A 20515-nucleotide genomic window follows, 5' to 3' on the forward strand; every position below is an offset into this window, starting at 1 on the left:
CAATACGAAACGCTCGAAGACACAAATAAACTCGAAAAAACATATAGATTCTAATTTTTAATTAGAATAACCTCTACTTACGGAGCACCCAAGGCACACGCAGAACGTGCCTCTGCTCAGGGGGAAGCATGCAAGCGGAACAGGAATGCGCGCTGTGCGAGGAGATATCGCTGCTGCACGATGTCGTCGGCACGTCTCTGAGCTCACTTAATCTCAAGCTTCTTCAGCTGACACGAAAATATGCCGACGACGAGCTGATCAGAGATATCGGTCGCGACGTCGACCAGCTCTCTCCTCTTATTCATCGCATCTATTCTGCGACACAACTTTCACACACCTGTTCAATCTCTCTCGATGAATTCGTGCGCGCGATGGCTCCGGTCATTGCAGCCCGCTATCATCTGCAGATCGACCTAATTTCCTCGAAAGAAAACGCCGGCTTTTTCCGCCTGCCTTTCTGCCTCGTTGTCGCCTGCGCAATCGAACGGATCATCGCCGCCGCACGCTGCCTCCGGCACGATGATGCTTTTGTCGCAGTCAGCCTTTCGGCCGTAGACCGATTTACAGTTGCAGCTCATATTGAAGCAAATGTTAAAGATGGGTGGGGAAATCCGGAAGGTTCGTTAGAAGACTTTGTTTTTTCGACCGCCATACAGAAGACAAGAGAAGAATTCTCACCACTCAGAGTCGAGATCCGACCCTCGAATGGGCAGAATGCTCGGTTCTCCATCTCCCTGGAGGCAAAAGACGATGCAAGCAGCTATGAAAGCGTATCGCATAGGCGTCGTGGATGATCATCCCTGCGTGATCGCAGGCATCCGTGCTGCACTGGAATATGAAGAGGGTTTTGCATTTTCCGGCGAGGCGCGCACTGCCGCTCAGGCTTTGGCGCTCGCGGAGAGCGGCACCCTTGATGCGCTGGTCGCCGACCTGAGCCTCCCTGGTGCTGCAGAAGGTGCCTGGTTGCCGGAGGCGATCGCAAGGGCGCCGTCTCTTCCGATCCTCGCCTACACCATGCATGCGGACGCGCGCATTCTTCAGCGTGTCTTCGCGCTGGGCGTCACCGGATACGTGCTCAAGAGCTCCGAAGCGCGCCACCTCATCGACGCGTTGCGCCTCGTTCTCTCCGGCAGGCGCTACATCGACCCCTGCCTCGCCACGGAATTGCTGCCCTATGTCGGCGAGACCGAGCAGGACAGCGACGAGACCGAGATCACGCGGCGGGAAGAAGAGACGTTGAAGCTCACGGCTTTCGGCTTCAGCATCAAGGAGATCGCCGGAAAGCTCTGCGTCAGCCCGAAATCCGTCGAGACCTACAAGCGTCGCGCCGCTCAGAAGCTCTCTCTGCAAAGCCGGGCCGATATCGTCCGCTTCGCCCTCGATCGCGGCTGGCTGGACATAGACCGTTCACATCTCACCGCGCTCGATCGCAAGCCGGATGCCTGGATCGCCGACACCTCAGGGGCCTCAGCCTCGCATCGCGGACGCTCCGTCTTCTGAGATCGCGGCGCAAGGATCCGGACAGCGCGCCTTCAGCCTGCGAGGCCGCCCGCTCCGGCCATGTGCCGGACCACGTCTGGCCCCCAGATCCAGATGAGATAGGCCCCGCAGACGAGGCCGTCGGCAACGATTTCGGCGCCGCCTCCATAGTCGCGCCAACGGCGCATCGGCGGCAGCACGCCCCGCGCCTCGATCACGGTCGTCACCCGTTCCACATAGATCACCAGAAACACCATGAGCGTATCGAGACGCCGCGACAGGCGCCGCAACGCCGAGACCGGCCCACGCCCGCTTGCCGCAGGCATGGCCGCCTCGAGCGCATCGGCGGTGTAGCGCGTCTCTCGCATGGCTTCCGCCAGCACCTCCTGCGCCCGCTCCATGAAATGCACGACGTAATTGGCGACCGGCACGCGGCCGAGAAAATCGACGAGTTCGGCACGGTTGTTGTGCACGAAGACGAGGAGGAGAAACATCGCGCAGGGGATGCGAAGAAAGAGGAAGTCGCCGGCGAGCATCTCGAAGGCGGCCCCGGGCGTGGCGCCGCGCACGATCGCCACGCAGAAGGCGGAGACAACGAGGACGCAGGCCGAAATCGCCGGGAGCAGAAACGCATAGACCGGCAGTCTGAAACTCTTGCGCAGATAGAGGCTTCGCGCGACCACGCCGAGCGCCGGCACGACGAAGTCGCCAAGGCTGGTGGCCGCCCCGCAGGCGAAGGCAAGTGCAAGGAAGAAGATCATATGAGACGGCGCACCGTCTCGGCGTCGATCTCTGCCTCATGGCTGAAGATCATCGCCGACAGTCCGGTTGCCGCGTTGATCTGCGCAAGCAGGATTTCCATCTCCGGCCGGTCGAGCCCGGCGAACGGTTCGTCGAGAACGAGGATGTCGAGCGGCATCGCCAGGAAGGCGAGGACATAGAGGAGCTTTTTGCGAGACAGCGGGAGTTCGGCGACCCGCACGTCCCGCCCCACTTCCGGAAAATGGTCGCGAAAGGCACCGCCCCGATCGAGCTCGCCCACCGTTAAATGCACCGGCAGACGGTCGGGATACTGAAAAGTGGCGGCGATCCGGCTCCCCTCCCGCCGCCACAGCCGGCCGCTATGGCGCGCGTCGATGCCGACGAGACCGCGGGCGAGTGACGTCTTCCCCGTTCCGTTCGGGGCCAGGAAGAGCGCATGCTCTCCCTCCCGCAAAAGGGCAGAAAACGGTCGCGCCAGGCCTGCATGACCAAACCCCTCGGCAACCAGGATGGGCTCGGCGCCCTCACGCGCCGGATCGGTGAGGAGAAGCGGCGCTCGCGAGGCGCATGCGTCCCGCACGCTCGCCACCTCGACCGCTGCGACACGCCCGGCGGAAATCGTCGCGGCGCGACGACACAGATCGACGAAATCCCCCCGTCCCCCGTCATAGATGAGGACGATGCGGGTCTCCCGGATCTCGTTCAACAACGCCTTCAGGAACGCCTTGAACTCATGATCGAGATTGGCGGCGCTCAAATCCAGGATCAGGAAGGGCGATCCGGTTTCCACCACGCAGGCGATATTGAGGCGGTGGCTTTCGCCGCCAGAGAGGGACTGCGTCGGATGCGCCAGGATCTTCGTCAGACCGTATTTGTCGAAAGCGAAAAGATCCGAAGGCGCCTCCCGCCCGAGGGCGGCGAAGGAATACCGGATCTCCTCGGCGACGTTGCGCCCGACACTGTACTGCTTCGGCTCGCCGAAAACGAAGCCGATCGTCTGCGCGCGGTGAAGACGGAAATCGAGGCCTGCCGGGCAATCCTCATCCGACAGGGTGAGCTTGAACGACGAACCGTCCGAAAGCCGGAAAGAAAAGAGGTCGAGCCCGCGCACAGGGAAAGGCCGCCGAACCATCCCGCGCCCCTCGACGGGCTGCAAATACCTGGAAAAGCGCGCGAGCCCCGACAAGAGCTCAAGGAACAATGAGGGGCGTTCACTCGAGGCGGCATCGAGATAGATGATGTCGCCCGCTTCCCAGTCGATGCGTTGCGGCACCGAGAAGGCGTGACCGGCAATCTCGGCCGGGCCGGCTTCGAGACGAAGATGCATCCCCGACGACATCACATATGGGTCAGGTATGACCGAGCGGCGTCTTGCGGAGCGCCAGGATCGCGGCAGCCGCGAGCGCCACATTGACCGCGCTCGCCACGAGCAGAACCGGAATGAGCCCGCTTACCGGCGCCTCGAGGGCTGGAAAGACCCAGCCGATCAGCTTTGGCCCGAGATAGCCGTTGCACACGATACCGGCCGGAACGGCGACGACCAGGAACCACACATCGTTCGAATACCGCAGGATGGCGCCGAAGAGATACGCCCAGAGCGCCTGTTCCGCCGCAATGAAGAGATGCACCGGAACCGAGAACGGAAAGCCGCCCGAAACGGCTGAGAGAAGATGCGCGGCGGCGGCCACCGGCGCGCCGAGAAGCGGGCCATAGAAGCCGGCGACGAAATACGAGGGAAACGCGTCGAGGGCGATGGAGCTCGCACCGCCGAATTTCACGAAGCCGAGAAGAAAGGACAAAAGCGAGAAGACGGCGACGATGATCAGGGAGCGGGTCAGAGAGGAACGCATGAAAGGCACCGGAAGCCTTGAGGGGAGGAAACGCAGGGCAAGCGGCCGAAGCCGATTTCGGATGTGGGCGGAAGGGTTTGCCGAACATTTCCCTGACGTCAAGCCACGTCACCTGCATAGCCGCCAACGCCACACGGAAAGAACCGGCGCTCGAGGTGGGGATTTCCACAAGCATTGGCCGGCAACACCCGCCCCGGCGAGGCCTCTCTCTTGCCCGGAGGCGGGCGCGCCGTTTAGTCCCGCTCGAAGGTGAGCCTTCACCCGAGAGCCGCCGCTCGCGCCAAATATTCGGCCACCCAGGCCGGACGGCGCGACACCTCTCGCGGCGAAGGCGGGTCAATGACGCCCTTCACCGCCACCTCCCCAAGAGCCTGCCGGTCCCCCGAACGGCAGCGCTCAAATCACCACACTCAGCCCGATTGGAAATGACGTCATGATGCAAAAGATCGCCTTGGGACTGGCGGGCCTCGTCCTGGCTGGAACGATCTCTTCCGCGAATGCAGGTCCCGCCGACTTGAACGGCCGCCCCGCTCAAGCCGCCTCCTATTTCGAGCAATACTGCCTCGCCAACGGCGGAAACCTCACGAAAGCGATCGCCGCTCTTGCGGGCTCCAAAACCTTCGGCAACCAATCCGGTACGAACGCCGGATCGATCACATATGCGAGCTTCACCGGCCCCGACGGCATCAACGCCTCGGTCAAAATCGGCTTCTCCAGCATCGCCGACCATTGCAGCATCATCGTCATGGGCTCGGGAGACGGCATGGCCCTGAGCAAGGCATTGGCGGACCATTTCGCCGCCAAGACGGGCGCAAACGCCTCCTCCGTGAAGCCCTTCGCCGATTACGGCGAAGGCGGTTACGCGGTTCCCTACGAAAGCGGCCAGATCATCGCCGCACCGATGACGACAGGCATCCAACCCGGCATCGTCCACATCAACTTCTTCCCGTGAGGATCACGCGCGCCGGAGGTCCCACAAAGTCGCGAGTTGCGTAAACCGAAGGCCGCGATCTGTGACATCGAAAAACTTGGATTGCCCATACGCACTCGATAAGCTGCAAGGCATGTCGGGCGCGGGGGATTAACATTGCTGATACGCGTCATTGCATCCGCTCTACTGTGTTTTGCTTTCACCCCTGCCGCACTCGCAGACTATTCGGCGAGCAGGACGTGGTTCCGTTCGCTCGATCAGGACGATCGCCTAGTTCTGCAATTTTCACTAATGTTCACAGATAATTACGTCGCATTGGCAGACGGCTTGTTCGGCCGACGTACCTACGAAGCGTTGATCAACTTTCAGACACGACACGGCCTGCCAAAGGATGGAGTTCTGTCTCCGTCCGAGCGAGACACCCTGATTTCCGAAGCCGCTGCACTTTGGACTCTCACAGGGTTTCGTTTCGTCGATGACGCCGCGGCGGGGTTAACGCTGGGCGTTCCCACGGCATTGCTCCATCCTGCCGGCTCTACGTCGCGGGGAAGCCGTTGGGAGAGTTCGAACGGCACGGTGGAACTGGAAACGGTAAGCATTCCGGTCAACGAAACAGCTTACACGGACCTGTATGATCGGCTGACGACCGAAAAGACGACCCGCCACGTCAGCTACTCAACGATCAAGCCCAGCTTCTTCATCGTAAGCGGCATGACACACGGCAAGATTTTTTATACCCGCTTCCAACGCGGCCGGTTCGAGACCCGCGGCTTCTCGCTCGCCTGGACTCCGGACGTCGACGCAGTATTCAGCCCGCTTGCTATCGCCATATCAAACAGTCTGTCGGTCGGCGGCGCCCGCGTCACCTCAAGCAGCCCGCAAGAAACCCCAGCCCGGCCGGTCACGTCCCCAAGCATCACGCCGAATGCGCCCGAGCCCCATGAAGGCTTCGGCAGCGGCTTTTTCGTTGACGAGAACCATATCGTTACCGCCGGCCACGTCGTCGAAGACTGCGGTGCGATTGAGATCGTCGGTTATGGAAAGGCCTCCCTCCTCCGGACAGATGCAACGAACGATCTTGCGGTCTTAGAGAGCCTCGGAAGGAGCGGAACCCCAGCAAAGCTTCGGCGAGGCCCCGTCCGTCTCGGGGAGGAGATTGTGGCGCTCGGCTATCCCCTGACCATTGCAATGGCCGACACGCTCACGGTGACAGGAGGCAACGTCAATGCCTTAAGTGGGCTGGGCGGAGATAGCCGAATCCTCCGGATCAGCGCACCAATTCAACCCGGCAATTCGGGAGGGCCACTCGTTGACCGTAACGGCAACATCGTGGGTCTCGTCACCAGTAAGCTTGATGAGTTGAGGACGCTTGAGATAGCCGGCACCCTACCTCAGAATGTCAACTTCGCGCTCAAGGCCTCACTTATCGATAACTTCTTAGCCTCCGCTGGCATCGAGCCCGAATATGCCTCAGGAACGTCTGAACCTGCCTCCATCGCGGATGTGGCGGAGATTGCAAAACCATTCACGGTCCAGCTCCACTGTCGGCCCGAATGAAAGGCGGGAGAGCGCGTTCGCCGCTCAGTCGAGAACGATCGCGGGGCGAAGGCTCTGGTCGGTTGCCTGGGAGATCTCCCCCGCATCCTCGACATCCACATGTCTCAGGAGCGGCATGACGACATCGGCCTTGCGCACGAAAAGCTCCTGCAGGTGCGAACACACGCGGCCGGTGGTTCCCTGACGCGACACCAGCGACAGGGGCGAGGATGACCGCGGATGGACCACGCGGCGTGCGACCAGGCGCCCGGCCCGCAGATGCTCGCGCACCATCACCTCGGGCAGAAAGCCGATGCCGGCCCCGGTCAGGTGGCCAAGAAGCTTGGTCTGGAGATCGGGCACGAGCAGTTCCTTCTGACCCGACAATTTCCAGGCGACCCGCTTTACCAGCCGGATCGCCGTGTCCTGGACATTGATCGCGGGAAAGCGCCGCAAATCGTCATCGCTCAGCGGCTCGGGAACCTGCGTCAGCGGATGCTCCGGCGACACCACGAAAACCCAATGGATCGTGCCGAGCGCATGCGTACGGAAATCGTCGTTGATCGTATGAAAGCCCGGCGCGCCCAGCGCCATATGCCCGCCATTGTGCAACAGCTCGTCCCACACGCCCATATAAACGGCGAGCCTGAATTCGAACTCCGTATGAGGAAAGGCGCGGCTCAAATTGTCGAGCAACGCCGCAGCAGCACCGGCATCGTAAAGAAGGTTGTTGATGACGAGCTTGAAGTGCGGCTCGACATTGTTGCCGACCTGGCGCAGCTCGTCCGGCAATTCTTCGAGCCACTCGAAAATCTGCGTGGCTTTTTCCAAAAGAACCATGCCCGCCGAAGTCAACGTCACCTGACGGGTGGTACGCACGAAAAGCGGCGTGCCGACGCGGTCTTCCAGTGCCTTGATCCGGTAGCTGATCGCAGACGTCGTGCGATGCAGATGCTGAGCCGCGGCCGAAAAGCTCTTCAGCCGGGCCACCGCCACGAATGTGCGAATGGCCTCGAGATCGAGATTGGGCAGACCGGAGTTCATGGCGGCAGCATCTCTTTGCGCAAAATGCGGCGGAAAGAACAATCTGAGAAGACTGTAGCGATCCGAACCGCAAGCGGCAAAAAGATTAGCTCGGGATTGCTTAAAGGGGCCGCGCATAGCGACCAAATGCCTCCGCAACGCTTTGCTCGCGGCACACCAATGCCGGCAGCATTGCGCGGGCAGCGAACGCCATTCCCGTCAGGCAGTCCCATCCCGAACTGTGACCGATCTCTGCAACGCGTTCGAGATGCGGGTTGAGATCGGCGCCGCCGTCGGAGATTTCGGCAAAAGCATCGATCAGACTGGCCGCAGCCTCGCCCTTGGCGGCCCAGGCAAGATAGGCGGCGCTGATCGCGTTGGTTTCCGTCGCGGCGAGTGGCAGAACCGAGGAAGCGAGCCGATCGGCGAGGTGCGGCGCACCGAGGCGCTGCAAGGCGACCAGAAAGCCCGCGAGGAAATCGTCGCCGGAGGGCGTCAGGCCCGGCCCGAGGCCGAGCATCCCCTTCACGGAAGGCAGAGGCGCATCTCTGGCGATCTCCGCACGGCCTGCCCACCCCATCAGAGCGTCGATGATCGGCAGAGCCTTGGCGAGGACGGGATCCTCTGAAGCGAGGAAGTCTGCCGGGACATGACCGTCCAAAGAGACAATCAGTTTGCCGAGGCCCGCCGGACGGGCATCCTCCGCCGCGGTTGCCAGCCGGGCGAGGCCGCGGGCAAGACCGTCCGCGGCGGTGAGCGAGGGCGGAGACGCCCGCCACGGCCGAACACTCCGCGCATCGAAGCAGAGATCGTCGACGAAGAGCCTCCCCGCCTCGGCCACCGCCCTCTCTCCGACATCAAGCCATGACCTCCACGACGCGATGCCGGCCATCGGAGCGAGCAGATGCAGGGGCCCCGGACCAAAATCCGGCGGGCCGACGCAGATGAGGCCCGTCTCGAACACCGCATAGAAGCTGCGACGGAACACGGCGATGATCCGCCCCTCGCCACCCGCTGGGAGAACACGAGCAGCCCCGGCACCCGCCATCGTGACCGGAAAGAGACGTATCACCGCCGGTTCCTTTCCTAGGCGAGATCGTCGGCCGTGACGGACGTTCCAGCCTCACCCTTCAGCATGGCGACCGCGTCCTCGATGCGTCCGATGAGGACGCGCTTGCCGCCGTTTTCCAGGAATGTGATGGCCGCATCGATCTTCGGCCCCATGCTGCCCGGGGGAAACTGTCCATCGGCCCGGTGACGGCGGATCTCCGACAGAGTGACCTGCTCGAGAGGCCGCTGTGTCGGCTTGCCGAAATCGATCGCGACCCGCGGCACCGGCGTCAGGATCATCAAATCGTCGATACCGAGAAGGTTCGCCATAAGGACGGAGGTCCGATCCTTGTCGATCACCGCCTCCACGCCGTGGAGATCGCCCTCTGCGTCCCGCACGACGGGGATGCCGCCACCACCACCCGCAATCACAACAGCGCCCGCTGCGGCCGCAGTGCCGATCATCGCCGTCTCCACGATATGACGCGGCTCGGGCGACGGCACGACATGGCGCCAGCCGCGCCCGGAATCCTCGCGCATCTCCCAGCCCATTTCCTGGGTCAGAGCCCGCGCTTCTTCCTCATCGTAAAAATAGCCGATCGGCTTTGTCGGATTGTCGAAGGCGGGATCATCGGCATCGACGACCACCTGCGTCAGCATATAGACGACTTCGCGCGCGATGCCGGCGCGCCTGAGCGCGTTCTCGAACGACTGCATCAGGACATAACCGATACCGCCCTGGCTGTGGCCGCCGCAGACGTCGAGCGACATCGGCGTGACGCGGTCGCGCGCGATCGCGTTGCGCATCAGGATTTTCCCCGCCACCGGGCCGTTGCCATGGGTGAGGACGAGTTCGGTGTTGAGCTCCATCAAAGGCAGGAGCGTTGTCGCCAGACGCGCGCCCACCTCGAATTGTTCCGCCGGAGTGCCGCGAATACCTTCGGGATGGGTGGCGTTTCCACCAATGGCAATCAGCAGGCGCGGAGGGATACCCTCGGTCATCTCGACCTCCTGGTTGTGTGAAGAATTGCTTGGACTTGAGACAATCGGGGGCCGTTCCCGGCCGCGACAGCGGTCGAGGGGAAAACCCGATCAAAAAGCGGTTCGAAAAAGAAAGGGGGCGGGGCTTTAAAGCGCCCGCCCCGTCTCAGCCGATGCGGCTCAGGCGGTCTTGGAACGCGCTTCCACGAGAGCCTCGAACGCCTGTTCGAAGCATTCGAGCGGCGGACGCACGACACCAGCCCCGACCTGGCCGATGCCCGGCTCGCGGTGCGCGATACCGGTGTTGATCACCGGCGTGATGCCGCTTTCCACCACACGCCGCACATCGAGGCCCATGCAGGCGCCCTGGAAATCCCAGGTCGGGATCTGCAGCGTCGTGTTGGCTTCCACATAGATCTCGCGCATCTCTTCAGACGTCTCCAACGCATCGTTGAAGCCGCCCGATCCGACGAAGCGGGTGACACCGGGTGCCGCAACCATCGCCGCCCCGCCGACGCCGAACGTCTCCGTAATGGCGCTGTCGCCGATATCGGGATTGGCGTCATCTTGCGAATAGCCGGTGAAGAAGAGGCCAACCGGCGTGTTGACCGGCGCCGTGAACCATTGCTTGCCGAGGCCGGAGACGCGGATACCGAAATCGCGACCATTGCGGGTCATCGCCGTGACGATGCTGCCCTCGCCCACGGCGTGCCCGGCATCCATGACGCATTTGCAATAGGCCATGGCCACGTTGAGGAAGAACTGGTCGGTCCGCTCCAGGAAGCGCAGAACCTCTTCCTTGTCGGCGGCCGACGCACTGCCGATGGCGATGTCGGCGGCGAGCGCCTTCAACAGAAGCGCCGAGGCGGCGATGTTGCGCTGGTGGAACTCGTCGCCCATCGTGATGGCCTGCGACATGATCGCGGAGAGCTCAAGCCCGTCGGAATTGCGATTCAGAGCCTCAGACAGGACCGGGGCCAGAACATCGCGCATCCACGCAAGCCGCGTCTGCACTTCACCCTCGAAGGCACCGAAGCGCATCACCTTGCCGATGCCCTCGTTGAGGTTGCAATAGGCAAAGTTTCCCTGATTGGCGTTGCGCACGACGAGGACCGGCATATTGGCGGAGGTGATGCCGCCCATCGGGCCAACCGCCGACTGATCGTGGCAGGGCACGAAGCGGACGCTCTTTTGCGCAAACGCTTCGGCCTCTTCGGTCGTCTTCGCCCAACCTTCGTAAAGGCAGGCACCGAGGACCGCCCCCTTCATCGGGCCGGTCATCGCCGCCCATTCGATGGGCGGGCCGGCATGCATCAGGACATGCCCTTCGGAGAGCGCCGGGATGCATTCATGCGCCGGGCGGACATCGACGAGATAAGGCCGCGCGCTGCGCATCTCGTCGAGAACGGCCGCATTGGCTTCGTTGATCGTTGCGTACATTTTTGAAAACTCCAGAATCAGATCAGGGACGCGGCCATGCGACGCAGCTTCTCGGTCTTGTCGGAGACCGGTTCCCATTTGAGGTGGACGACATCGACGTCGTTGCTGGCGAGATCGTCGGCAAAGCCGCGAAGTCCGATATTGATGACGGCAGGCGGCTCGCTCAGAAGCGGAGACGCCTTCGCCGTTTCGGCCCTCGCCGGCGTGATCAGCCGAAGCGCCAGAAGGACGGCCATGCGCACGCTGTCTGCGATGAGGATGCCGGCATCCTCGAGCGTCTTCGCCTGCGCGGCGTAATCCTGCGGATCCTCGCTCACGCCGGTAAGATTGGCGATGACGGTGATCGGCGCCTTGTCGCCGCGCGCCGCCCGCATCTCTTCCACCGCCCGGGCGAGTTCACCGGCAGGATCGGCATGGCTGCCGAAGCCGAGCACGACGTCGACCATGAGAATGCCCGCATCCGCGTCCTCGGCGAGCGCGTGGATCATCTCGTTGCGCCCGAAGGGGTCGATCATCGGATGCGGCCGACCTCTGGTGTAGAGATCATCGCCGAGATCGATGATGCGGTGCTCCGCCGTGCGCAGCATGAAGCCTTCGTCATGGGCGGCATCCGACGACAGATCGAGGGCTTCCGCGAGAAGCTGCGCCGCCTCTCCGGCGAGCGTGCCGCCGGTATAAAGACCGCGGATACCCTTCGCCGTGACGGCCGGCACGCTCGCCGCCTGCTCTTCGACCTTGGCGAGATCGACGGCCAAGGCTGCCGCCTCGTCGAGCGTGCGTGTCAGGTGCAGATTGCCGAAGTCCCGACGGTCGGGATGATCGCCCAGGAAGAGGGCGACGGCCGGCTTGCCAAGCTGCTTCAGCTTGTCGAGGAGCCTGGCCCGCACGGCCGCCGCGGGGGGTTTGGAAACAAAGACGACGACTTTTGACGCCTCGTCGGCCGCCACGAAATCGAGAGCGGTTTCGGCGGAGGTTCCGCCGATCTTCTCCGACAGGTCGCGGCCACCGAGGCCCAGGGCATAGCTGATGCCCATGCCGCCGCGGGCGATCTGACAGGTCACCTCCTGGAGACCGGTGCCGGAGGCGCCGACCACGGCGATCGGCCCCTGCGGGATGCGGTTGGCGAAGGCGAGAGGCGCCTTGCCGACGATCGCCGTGCCGCAATCCGGCCCCATGACCAGGAGCCCGCGCTCCCGCGCCTGCTCCTTGAGGTCACGCTCTTCCTCGACGCTGACATTGTCGGAGAAGATCATCACGTTGAGGCCGGCATCGAGCGCCTCTTTCGCCAGATCGTGGGCGTACTGGCCAGCCACGGAGATCAGCGCGAGATCGGCTTTCGGAAGCTGGTCGCAGGCGCGCCGGAAGCTTCGTGCCACCGGATAGCGGGCCTTCGACCCGCCCTTGGCCATGGCGGCAAGCCGCTCTTCCACCTGGGCGGCGACCTTGTCGGCGACACCCGCATCCTCGCCTTCCGCATCGATGACGATGCACAGATCGTTCGGCGTGGCGTCATCCAGATCGTCGTGCCACATGCCGGTTTCGCGGAAGACGTCCTTGTTGGCGGAGGTTCCCATCATCACCGACACCCGGTTCACCTCGGGAAGGGACGAAAGGTCCCTGGAGAGAACCATCAAGGTCACGGAATCCTGGAAGTTTCCTTTGATCAGTCGAGCACTGAGCATCTCAACTTTCCTTTTCGGCCGCAGACTTGCGGACGTCTTTCATGAACATCATGCCGAGCATGCCCACGATCAGGATGACGGCGGAGAGATAGAAGTTGGCGGCGAGGCTGCCGGTGGCGTCGGCGATCATGCCGGCGATCGTCGGAGCGAGGATCGAGGACGACATGCCGACGAAGTTGAAGATGCCGAAGGCGGTGCCGTAGGATTCCTTCGAGGCGTTGTCGGCGACGTTGGCGATCAGCACGGGATCGAGTGCCAGCTTGCCGAAGAAACCGTAGACGCAGATCGCCGCGATCATCTGGTTCACGTCGTCGAGGAAGGCGATCGAGACGAGGCTGATGGCCGCGATCGGGACGAGGACCAGAACCAGCGGACGACGCTTGCCGAGCCGGTCGGAAATGTGGGCGAAGAGCAGCCCGCCGGGAATCGACACCCAGGCCACGAGCGAGGCGATGTTGCCGATGTTTTCGGCCGGAATGCCGCGCTCTGTCTGCAGATAGTAAGGCAGCCAGGTCAGGATCATGAAGAACCCGAACAGCGAGCAGAACACCATCAGATAGGTGAGGAGCAGGTTGCGGTTCTTGATCAGCGACTTGAAGGACGAGCCTTGCGACGTGCCCTCGGCGCTTTTGGCGCGCGGGCGCTCCTTGACCAGAACCCAGATCAACAGACCCGTGATCATGGTCAAAACCGCGAGCACATAGAACGGCATGCGCCAGCCGAGATCGAGCGTATAGGCCACCCAGCTCGACATCATCAGGCCGAGCGCAATGCCGAAGGCCATGCCGGAATTGATGATGGCGCTGCCGAGGGAGCGGAATTTCTGCGGAATCTGTTCCGAAGAGATACCGTATTGCGGCCCGTAATAGGTGCCCTCGCCCACCCCGGTGATGATGCGCGCGGCAATGAGCTGCGGGAACGTCTTGACCATGCCGCTGACGGCAGTGAAGACGCCGAAGAGCAGGAAGCCCGGTACGAGGACCTTCTTGCGGCCGATGCGGTCGCCGAGGATACCGGCCGGGATCTGCAGGGCGGCATAGGCCAGGAAGAACAGGGAACTGATCAGCCCCAATTCGGTCCCATTCAGGCCGAATTCGGTCTGTATGTCCTGCATCACTGGGCTGAGGACGGTTCGGTCGGCGTACATGAACACCCAACCGAGCCAGAAGAGGAAAATGGTGATCCACCAGCCGGGGATGCCACCTTTTTCTGCGGCCGCCGTCGACGCTGTAGCCGAGGCGCGGCCTTCAATCGGGACTTGCTCGTTCATCCGAGGTCTCACCCTTCAAGGAGTTCGTTTCACTCCTGAGACCCTAGTGATTTTTCGAAGCCGGATTTTACGAAACTTTCCAACAGAGCGGGCCGCGGAGAGGGGCAAAACCCCTTGAAAACCCCGGGATTCCGAGCCGCAAGATTTGTGAAAGCAGAACCGCGGGGGACACCCGAACGTCACTCTTTCAAACAGTCATCGCTCGATTGTTGAAAGGACTGCCGCCGCCCGGCCTCAAAATCCGCCTATCCGCCCTCAAAAACGCCGGCGCGCACAAGCGCAGGCCACGTTTTTGGGCCAGCGCCTGCTCGAAACTCGTCGTGACGGGGCGATGAGCTGCACGGAAATGGACCTTGCCCGAAGCCCCCCGAAGGCACAGGAGATCATCCCTGAAAGACGATGCCGCGCAGCCGAAGCGACCGCTCCCCCTTCAACAACACCGCTCCCAACCACCGCACAAAACGCCGCCCGCACCGCACCCCAGCAAAACGGCCGATCCGAAGACGTGTGGATGTCGAGAGAGAGAGAGAGAGAGAGAGAGAGAGAGTATCCCGAGAAGCGCGCATACCGGACTTTGCGGTCAAAACCCAAACTCCGAAACAAAACCCGCCACATGCCCGCATCAAGGACTTAGGCGCTGGTACTCCCTAGGGGACTCGAACCCATAACACTCCTAAGCCGCTAATAAACAGCTCGATTTTTCGCATTTTTAGGCCGCCTGCGATCGCAAATGGATACGAAATTTCGGCAACGTCGGCAAGACCTCGGCGGCGCAGAGGTGATTTCTGCCGGTTGGCCTATCTCGTCAGAGAGTGCATGCGCCTTCTGCCGCCTCTAGGACTCGCACTGTCGGATTCATCACTCGCGGAGCTGAGGCACGAACGAGGCTGCAGCTGGCATCATCCAACTGCCTCCTGCCGCCCTCCCACCTTCGCTGGGATAGAAACAAATTCTGGTGGAGCGGGATCGGAAACCCGGAACTCGAGCTGACGAATTGCCGTCCAGCAACCCTCCTTCTTCGCCCATTCACTCGGCATCCTGCTGCCTGCAGTGCGTCGCAAAGCGGTGTCCACCTCCCCGGCCCAGTCGCGGATCATCTCGCAAAGCTCCGGCGAGATCGCCTGCCGGTTCCAGATTGCGCTGAGATCAATCTGATCCCCGTGATGCTCAGCGAGCAGCGCAACCAGATAAGCAGCGATGTTGGCCTGATACGCGGGGTATTTGGCAGCGCGCACGAGAGACTGCACGCTGCGATACAGAATCGCCTTTGCGATGAAATCTTTGAACCAAGCGGCGTCCGGCTCAAAGCCCGCCGGGCGTTCATCTTTCATCGCCTGCATGAAGTACTGGAAATTCTTCTGCGTACCGAAACTGACCAGATGGGGAGCGCCACTCCAGGCATTGAGATAACGAGCGAGATCGGTCTTTGAGAACCGTCGGGCCTTCGGAGTCTCCTTGGCGAACCGGCGCTTATTGCCCGCAGAGAAGGAGGCCCGCAATTCCGCGGCGCCGTAGCTTCCCCTTGCACGTTCATAGAACCAGCGGCCGCTGCCGTCCGGAAGCCATGTGTTATTCGCCAGTTGTTCGACTGCGACATGAAAGGAATCATTCGCGGAGAAGTCCGCGGGCTGAACCGTGTTCTGACTATTCGCGGAACGCGAAATGGCACTGACCATCTCATCGAGATGCTCGCCGCCGACCTTGATGATCTTTGCAGGGACAGAGATGCCTTCCAGCGAGACGCGATCGTTGCGCCTGGCGCGGTGCAGGCTGGCCGTTGTCTGGCCGCCATTGACGATCTGAAGACCACGTACCGACTTGATGCCCAAGAGGCCTGGCGCTGTTTCAGTGACCTCGATGTCGTCGACGGTCGCGACAATCCCATTGTTGTAGGCGAGGAATCGCCCAGGCGCCTCACGTATCGTCCCTCGCAGACCAGCATTGACGCTTTTTCGCCCTCTCACCCCGAGGAATGCCCGCACGTTCAGCTCAAGCAGACGGGTGCCGTACTTTTCGTAAATGCTGGCGAGAAGCTCTCCCGGGACAGCAGCCATATAGGCTTCATAATCCGCATCCGTGCCAGAGGCCCTCAGCGCGGGCAGAGGCAAGCCGAGCTCCTCACCGAAATCGATCGCGATGTCGTCCCGTCCGAGCCCCTCTCCGAGAATGCGGTGCAGGCGTTCGATGCCAAACAGATCGACGATGATACGCGTCCCATCCGCGGCCTTCTTCGTGTCGAAGGATCGGAGGCCGGTTATGCCGTCTGACAACAGCAGAATGCGCAACACATGCATATCATCTCGGGCATCAAACACTCTTCGCGCGAGATCACTCGCATCCGTGTTCGAGGGTTCAATCTTCTCGTGCAGCCCCTTACAGCTGCATTCGTAGAATCTGAGCGCCTGCCTGCAGGCGCCCACAACCTCATCGCTCGTGAGCGGACGAGGCGGAACCTCGCCCGTGTGAACGGTCGTAACCAGAAGCAGCCGCTCCTCATCTTCCGGGATTGAATAGCCGGTAATCCGGTATTTCATGCGGCCAAACTGACCAGCCTGCCAGAGGGGCACTGGGTTCTCGACCGCCCCCTCTTCTGCAAGGCGCTCAAGGATGATGCGGGTGAACTCCTCTTCTTCATAGATACTGCCCGCACCGGAGTTCACCGATTCCTCGACCTCGGCCTTCAACTCCCGCGCGAAACTCTCAAGGGCTTCCTCATCCATTGCTGTCTTCCGCCATTGCCTTCGCGGCCCTTCTGAGCGCCCTCTCATCAATCAGGAAGGCTTCGAGAGCTCTTTCATCGATTAGGTAGGAGGCCTCTGTGATCGCCGTCTCCACATTGGAACGGGTAAGCCGCGGAAAATCAGGACTGATGGAATACCCGTATAGCTCTTCAAGTTTGACCTTGAGGCCGTCTGGGGGCCCTTCTGTGCTTAAAATAATCCCCGCACGCAGAAGTCGATCCTTGAAACTCATCAGGACTGCAGGAGCATGGTCTTCAATCTCCGCAATGACCTCCAAAACCATCCCAGACAGCGAAAGGCCTTCAGGGTCTTCACGAAAACGGGGCCGGGCGACAAGTAGCGCAGCAAGGCCGGTAGTATCCAGCTGATCGAGGGCGGATATCGGCAAGAGAGAACCGACGCCAACAGCGCTCTTCACCTCGACTGCTGTCCCTTGCCGATCGAAATCGTGGAGGCCGTCGAGCGGCCCAAGCCACGCACTGACGGCTGCAGCATAGCCGCATTCCTCTGCGATCAGCCGCAACACGACAAGCTCGCCCAGGAGGCCCAGCTGCTCTTCGCTCGACAGGCCAGAGCGGTGTGCTTTGAGACACGCCTGCCAGGCCTCCAATCTTCGAATGACGGCTGCAATTGCGCCGGAAGGCTGGTGGGCCCTAGCCGCCACTTCGACGAGGTCAGCCGCGAGCACCTCAAACACTTCCCGCAAGGCATTCCGCTCAAGCGTGATCGCCAGCCGGATTGTTGTCTCGTTCGGCCTCCGCTGATCCATCAGGGTGATGCCGTCCGAGTGCCATCGCAAACGCCGATGAGGCGCGTCGGAGAGGGGCGCTTCCAGAAGGAGGGCCGGTCGCTCATCCGGCTCACGGATGGCGGCCAGGACGCGCAGCGGTTGTCGAACGGAGAGGGCGATGGCACGCCACTCCGTTCCTCCCGGCTGGCTTGCAGCTGCTTCCTCCCATTTCTGGAGGAGCTCAGAGCGGACGCTGCTCATTCGAGTATTTCAAACCGCTGTTCGACAGTGTTGAACCTGTATCTGACGGCCCTGCCACTTTCCGAGTCTGGAAAGCTCACCACAATGCCGAACACCGGAACATCGAGATCGGAGAGCTCGGCCTTGGACGGGGAAAGCGGGTAGAGCAGAAGGAGAGCCCGCCTCGGGTCCTGGCCTCGGACTTTGCGGATATCCACGCCATCAGGTTTGTCCGCAGCGGGCTTTTCCTGCTTCTCTCGAGTGCGGTTGGTCTCAGCCAGAGCTGCAGCGTACTCCTCATGGGAGAGATCCACCGCTTCGTCTCTTGGTGAGAGAATGGTCTTGACCACGTACCGTCCGACGTCTTTTCCGCGGCTCAGTGGCTTCCGCTCAATCGTTGCGAACAACCATCCAGAGCATTCCCGGCTTTCGCCCCGACCGGACTGAACGGCAATCGTCCATTCCGTCAGTTCGCCCGCCTTCAGCTGCTCGCGCACATAGGAAGACAGGCGCAATCCATTTACGTCCCGCGCCTCTTCCGGGAAGTTCAGCGAACCGAGGAGGTCGGCCACATCAAGCCCAGGCACGCCCTTCCATAGACGTCGCCCTTCATGACGTCTCCAATCGGTCTGGCCATTTCGCTCAACAGGACGCCCCAGCGTCTCGAGGAATTCCACCACCTTCGCCGCATTGTGCTCATTCGGCTTTCGGTCCCGAAAGAACACTGTCTGTATCTTGGCCTCGCCCTGGAATGAGATTTGAAACTCTCGGGAGTGACGCATCTTATTCTGCGCCGTAACCATGAGGATCTCATGCGATTGTATGCGCAGACCATACTGTTCCGGTGTTGAGCCGATGCTCGCCATATGGTCGAGCCGATCCCTGAGTTCTTCCGCCGCTGTGGCTACGTGCCGGAACCAGAGCTGGAGGTCGGATGTGAGATAGAGGCGGCAGAGGTCTGCGTAGCCTGGCCGATACCCGAACCACCGCCCCATTTGCATCAGACTGTCATACATTTTGGAGGGGCGGAGGAAATAGCTGACGGTGAGTCCCTCCAGGGTGAGCCCGCGGGACAGCTTGTCACCTCCGACTGCTATGACATTCAGGCCGAGCCCCTGCTTCTCATAGTCCTCGTATGGAAGGCCCTCCTTCAGATCGCTGTTGACGACCTGGCAGCGAATACGGTCAGCAACGTCCGCGAGCAGAGGTTCGATCGAGGACCATAGGGTGAACGGAATATCCTTCCCGAGGTCAAGATTGCGTACCTTCGCTGAGGTTGGCTCGAAATCAGCCTCCCAAAGCTGGCGCATCCGCTCAACCATTTTCTCCGCCCCAGTGCGGTACCGCAGCGCCCGTTTCAGGTCAGACAGCCATGCATCAAGCTGACCGAAGACCCTCTGATGCACATCCTTGAACCGGGAAACGTGCACCAGCATTGAGTTGTGGGCCTGGGGCTTGCCCCGCGCTGCACGCGCCGCACATGCGAGCACAAAGCTAAGAACCGCTTTTTGCAAGGAAGGAGGGATCTCCTCCTCGTTCTTGAAACGAGGTGTGAAGGTCTTCTTATGACCCTGCCTGATCCAGCCTTCTCTCTCTTGCTTGACAGTGCGAATGACATCCAGGACGCCCTCGCTGGCCTCATCCTCTTCCTGATCAATACCGAAAACCGTTCGGGGCCCGACATAGTTGGACGGGGCGGGCAGATTGACAATAAAGCTTCGCGGAAAGAGATCGTCACCGAAGCCGTCAGCAGTCGCCTGATCATGTATCAGGACATTGGCAAAGGGGGTGGCCGTGTATGCGACGTAAGCCGACCGCGTGAAGGCGTTCAGCAGCCTGCGGATCTGCCCATTAATGCGCTTCGGCTCATAGTCCGGGTCCGGTATCTCATCCTCGTCGAACACCTGTTCGCCAGTGTCCACGGATGCCTGATCTGCCTCATCGTCGACCAGAAGGAGCGGGCGAGCTTCCGTGTCGCCTTTGGGCGTCAGCACCTCGCTCACCCAGTTATTCAGGTTTTCGAGTATCTTGGCATTCTTCTTGACGACCAGCAGGACAGGGCGTTGCTGCACGCCTATTCCAAGATTCTCAGCAAGGCGACGGCTGAAATCACCGTTGACCGCCTGGGTCGTTAGATGTTCGGCGTGGACACTTCCATCCAGTTCCCCCACGCCGATGCGCACGTAGCCATGCCCATTCTTCTTCGGAGGCGTGGTGTCATAGCCCAGGACATCACGATCCAGCCGACGCTGCGTCTGCTGCCGCAGAACATTGTGCATGCCCGCCAGAACGATGATGAGCTTGTAGCCTGCATCAGCTGCCTTGTTGATCAGCCCGGCGTAGTTGGCCGTCTTCCCGGACTGGACGTGCCCCACCACGAGGCCCCGGCGATCCCAGACCCCACTTCGCTGCGGATCCTCCAGTTGCTCCATAATAAGATCGGTCGCTTCGTCGATTGTCTCGACCGTCGCAGCTGGCCATCCCTGGTCCTGCAAGAGAAATTCCGAGTAGCGTCTGAAGAACCGCCTGTCCGATTTACAGTCTCCGAAGTACCACGGAACGTGGTCACGCTGATCCACAAGGGTAGTCGGTTTGCCCACCTTGACCACCAGCCGCGTCTCGATCTCGGCGGCCAGCGCCTCCAGATCAATATCCGGACTATCCGACGTTCCCGTCATGAGAGATGCACATTCCCGGACGGCCCTCGTAATCTCCTCGCGGGTTACGGCACTTCCGCCATGCCGCTGGCGGATGAACACCACCGCCATGGATGTAATGGAGTTCTCGATCTGCGACATGG

General features: G+C 61.5%; 16 protein-coding genes. 4 read left to right on the top strand and 12 right to left on the bottom strand.

Annotated elements, in window-relative coordinates:
* Nucleotides 1-128: 128 nt before the first annotated feature.
* Entirely contained in the window at nucleotides 129-794 is a 666-nt protein-coding gene (locus tag L0F51_RS09460) for a hypothetical protein (RefSeq protein ID WP_234628926.1), read from the top strand.
* Nucleotides 787-1500, top strand: a complete 714-nt coding sequence (locus tag L0F51_RS09465) for a response regulator transcription factor (RefSeq protein WP_234628927.1) — start codon at nucleotides 787-789, stop codon at nucleotides 1498-1500. Before L0F51_RS09460 ends, L0F51_RS09465 begins: the two co-directional genes overlap by 8 nt.
* Nucleotides 1501-1532: 32 nt before the next feature.
* On the opposite strand, the gene L0F51_RS09470 is transcribed toward L0F51_RS09465, so the two are convergent.
* Genes L0F51_RS09470 through L0F51_RS09480 form a run of 3 tightly spaced genes read right to left on the bottom strand, consistent with a single transcriptional unit; the run spans nucleotide 1533 to nucleotide 4091 of the window.
* Nucleotides 1533-2240: a hypothetical protein gene (locus tag L0F51_RS09470; RefSeq protein ID WP_234628928.1), complete on the bottom strand. Its 708-nt coding sequence runs from the start codon at nucleotides 2238-2240 to the stop codon at nucleotides 1533-1535.
* Complete coding sequence (locus tag L0F51_RS09475; protein WP_234628929.1) at nucleotides 2237-3568, bottom strand: hypothetical protein; 1332 nt, start codon at nucleotides 3566-3568, stop codon at nucleotides 2237-2239. The genes L0F51_RS09470 and L0F51_RS09475 overlap by 4 nt, the downstream gene beginning before the upstream one ends.
* Before the next feature lie 22 nt (nucleotides 3569-3590).
* A complete protein-coding gene (locus L0F51_RS09480; protein ID WP_234628930.1) occupies nucleotides 3591-4091 on the bottom strand; it encodes an ECF transporter S component in 501 nt (166 codons plus the stop codon).
* Between the two features lie 433 nt (nucleotides 4092-4524).
* Here L0F51_RS09480 and L0F51_RS09485 point away from each other — a divergent pair, with 433 nt between their 5' ends.
* Entirely contained in the window at nucleotides 4525-5043 is a 519-nt protein-coding gene (locus tag L0F51_RS09485; RefSeq protein ID WP_234628931.1) for a hypothetical protein, read from the top strand.
* A 135-nt stretch (nucleotides 5044-5178) separates the two neighbouring features.
* Nucleotides 5179-6579, top strand: a complete 1401-nt coding sequence (locus L0F51_RS09490) for a serine protease (protein ID WP_234628932.1) — start codon at nucleotides 5179-5181, stop codon at nucleotides 6577-6579.
* Between the two features lie 24 nt (nucleotides 6580-6603).
* On the opposite strand, the gene allS is transcribed toward L0F51_RS09490, so the two are convergent.
* The 9 genes from allS to L0F51_RS09535 all read right to left on the bottom strand — a co-directional run bounded on the left by allS (nucleotide 6604) and on the right by L0F51_RS09535 (nucleotide 20513).
* A complete protein-coding gene (allS, locus tag L0F51_RS09495; RefSeq protein ID WP_234628933.1) occupies nucleotides 6604-7602 on the bottom strand; it encodes an HTH-type transcriptional activator AllS in 999 nt (332 codons plus the stop codon).
* A gap of 100 nt (nucleotides 7603-7702) precedes the next feature.
* Nucleotides 7703-8653 carry a DUF2877 domain-containing protein gene (locus tag L0F51_RS20160; protein WP_234628934.1) on the bottom strand — a complete coding sequence of 317 codons (951 nt, stop codon included), beginning with the start codon at nucleotides 8651-8653 and terminating at the stop codon, nucleotides 7703-7705.
* A gap of 14 nt (nucleotides 8654-8667) precedes the next feature.
* On the bottom strand, nucleotides 8668-9633 hold the full coding sequence (locus tag L0F51_RS09505; protein WP_234628935.1) for a carbamate kinase: 966 nt from the start codon (nucleotides 9631-9633) through the stop codon (nucleotides 8668-8670).
* A gap of 159 nt (nucleotides 9634-9792) precedes the next feature.
* Nucleotides 9793-11052, bottom strand: coding sequence for a DUF1116 domain-containing protein (locus L0F51_RS09510; protein ID WP_234628936.1), 1260 nt, complete (start codon nucleotides 11050-11052; stop codon nucleotides 9793-9795).
* Between the two features lie 17 nt (nucleotides 11053-11069).
* Nucleotides 11070-12734, bottom strand: a complete 1665-nt coding sequence (gene fdrA, locus L0F51_RS09515) for an acyl-CoA synthetase FdrA (protein WP_234628937.1) — start codon at nucleotides 12732-12734, stop codon at nucleotides 11070-11072.
* A gap of 1 nt (nucleotide 12735) precedes the next feature.
* Nucleotides 12736-14004 carry an MFS transporter gene (locus L0F51_RS09520; RefSeq protein WP_234628938.1) on the bottom strand — a complete coding sequence of 423 codons (1269 nt, stop codon included), beginning with the start codon at nucleotides 14002-14004 and terminating at the stop codon, nucleotides 12736-12738.
* An 899-nt stretch (nucleotides 14005-14903) separates the two neighbouring features.
* Nucleotides 14904-16724: an AIPR family protein gene (locus L0F51_RS09525; protein WP_234628939.1), complete on the bottom strand. Its 1821-nt coding sequence runs from the start codon at nucleotides 16722-16724 to the stop codon at nucleotides 14904-14906.
* Nucleotides 16717-17736 carry a PD-(D/E)XK motif protein gene (locus L0F51_RS09530; protein WP_234628940.1) on the bottom strand — a complete coding sequence of 340 codons (1020 nt, stop codon included), beginning with the start codon at nucleotides 17734-17736 and terminating at the stop codon, nucleotides 16717-16719. The genes L0F51_RS09525 and L0F51_RS09530 overlap by 8 nt, the downstream gene beginning before the upstream one ends.
* Nucleotides 17733-20513 carry a Z1 domain-containing protein gene (locus L0F51_RS09535; RefSeq protein WP_234628941.1) on the bottom strand — a complete coding sequence of 927 codons (2781 nt, stop codon included), beginning with the start codon at nucleotides 20511-20513 and terminating at the stop codon, nucleotides 17733-17735. The genes L0F51_RS09530 and L0F51_RS09535 overlap by 4 nt, the downstream gene beginning before the upstream one ends.
* Nucleotides 20514-20515: the final 2 nt, after the last annotated feature.

Origin of the sequence: Afifella sp. H1R (genome assembly GCF_021462425.1) — a bacterium.
Lineage (GTDB): Bacteria > Pseudomonadota > Alphaproteobacteria > Rhizobiales > Afifellaceae > Afifella > Afifella aestuarii.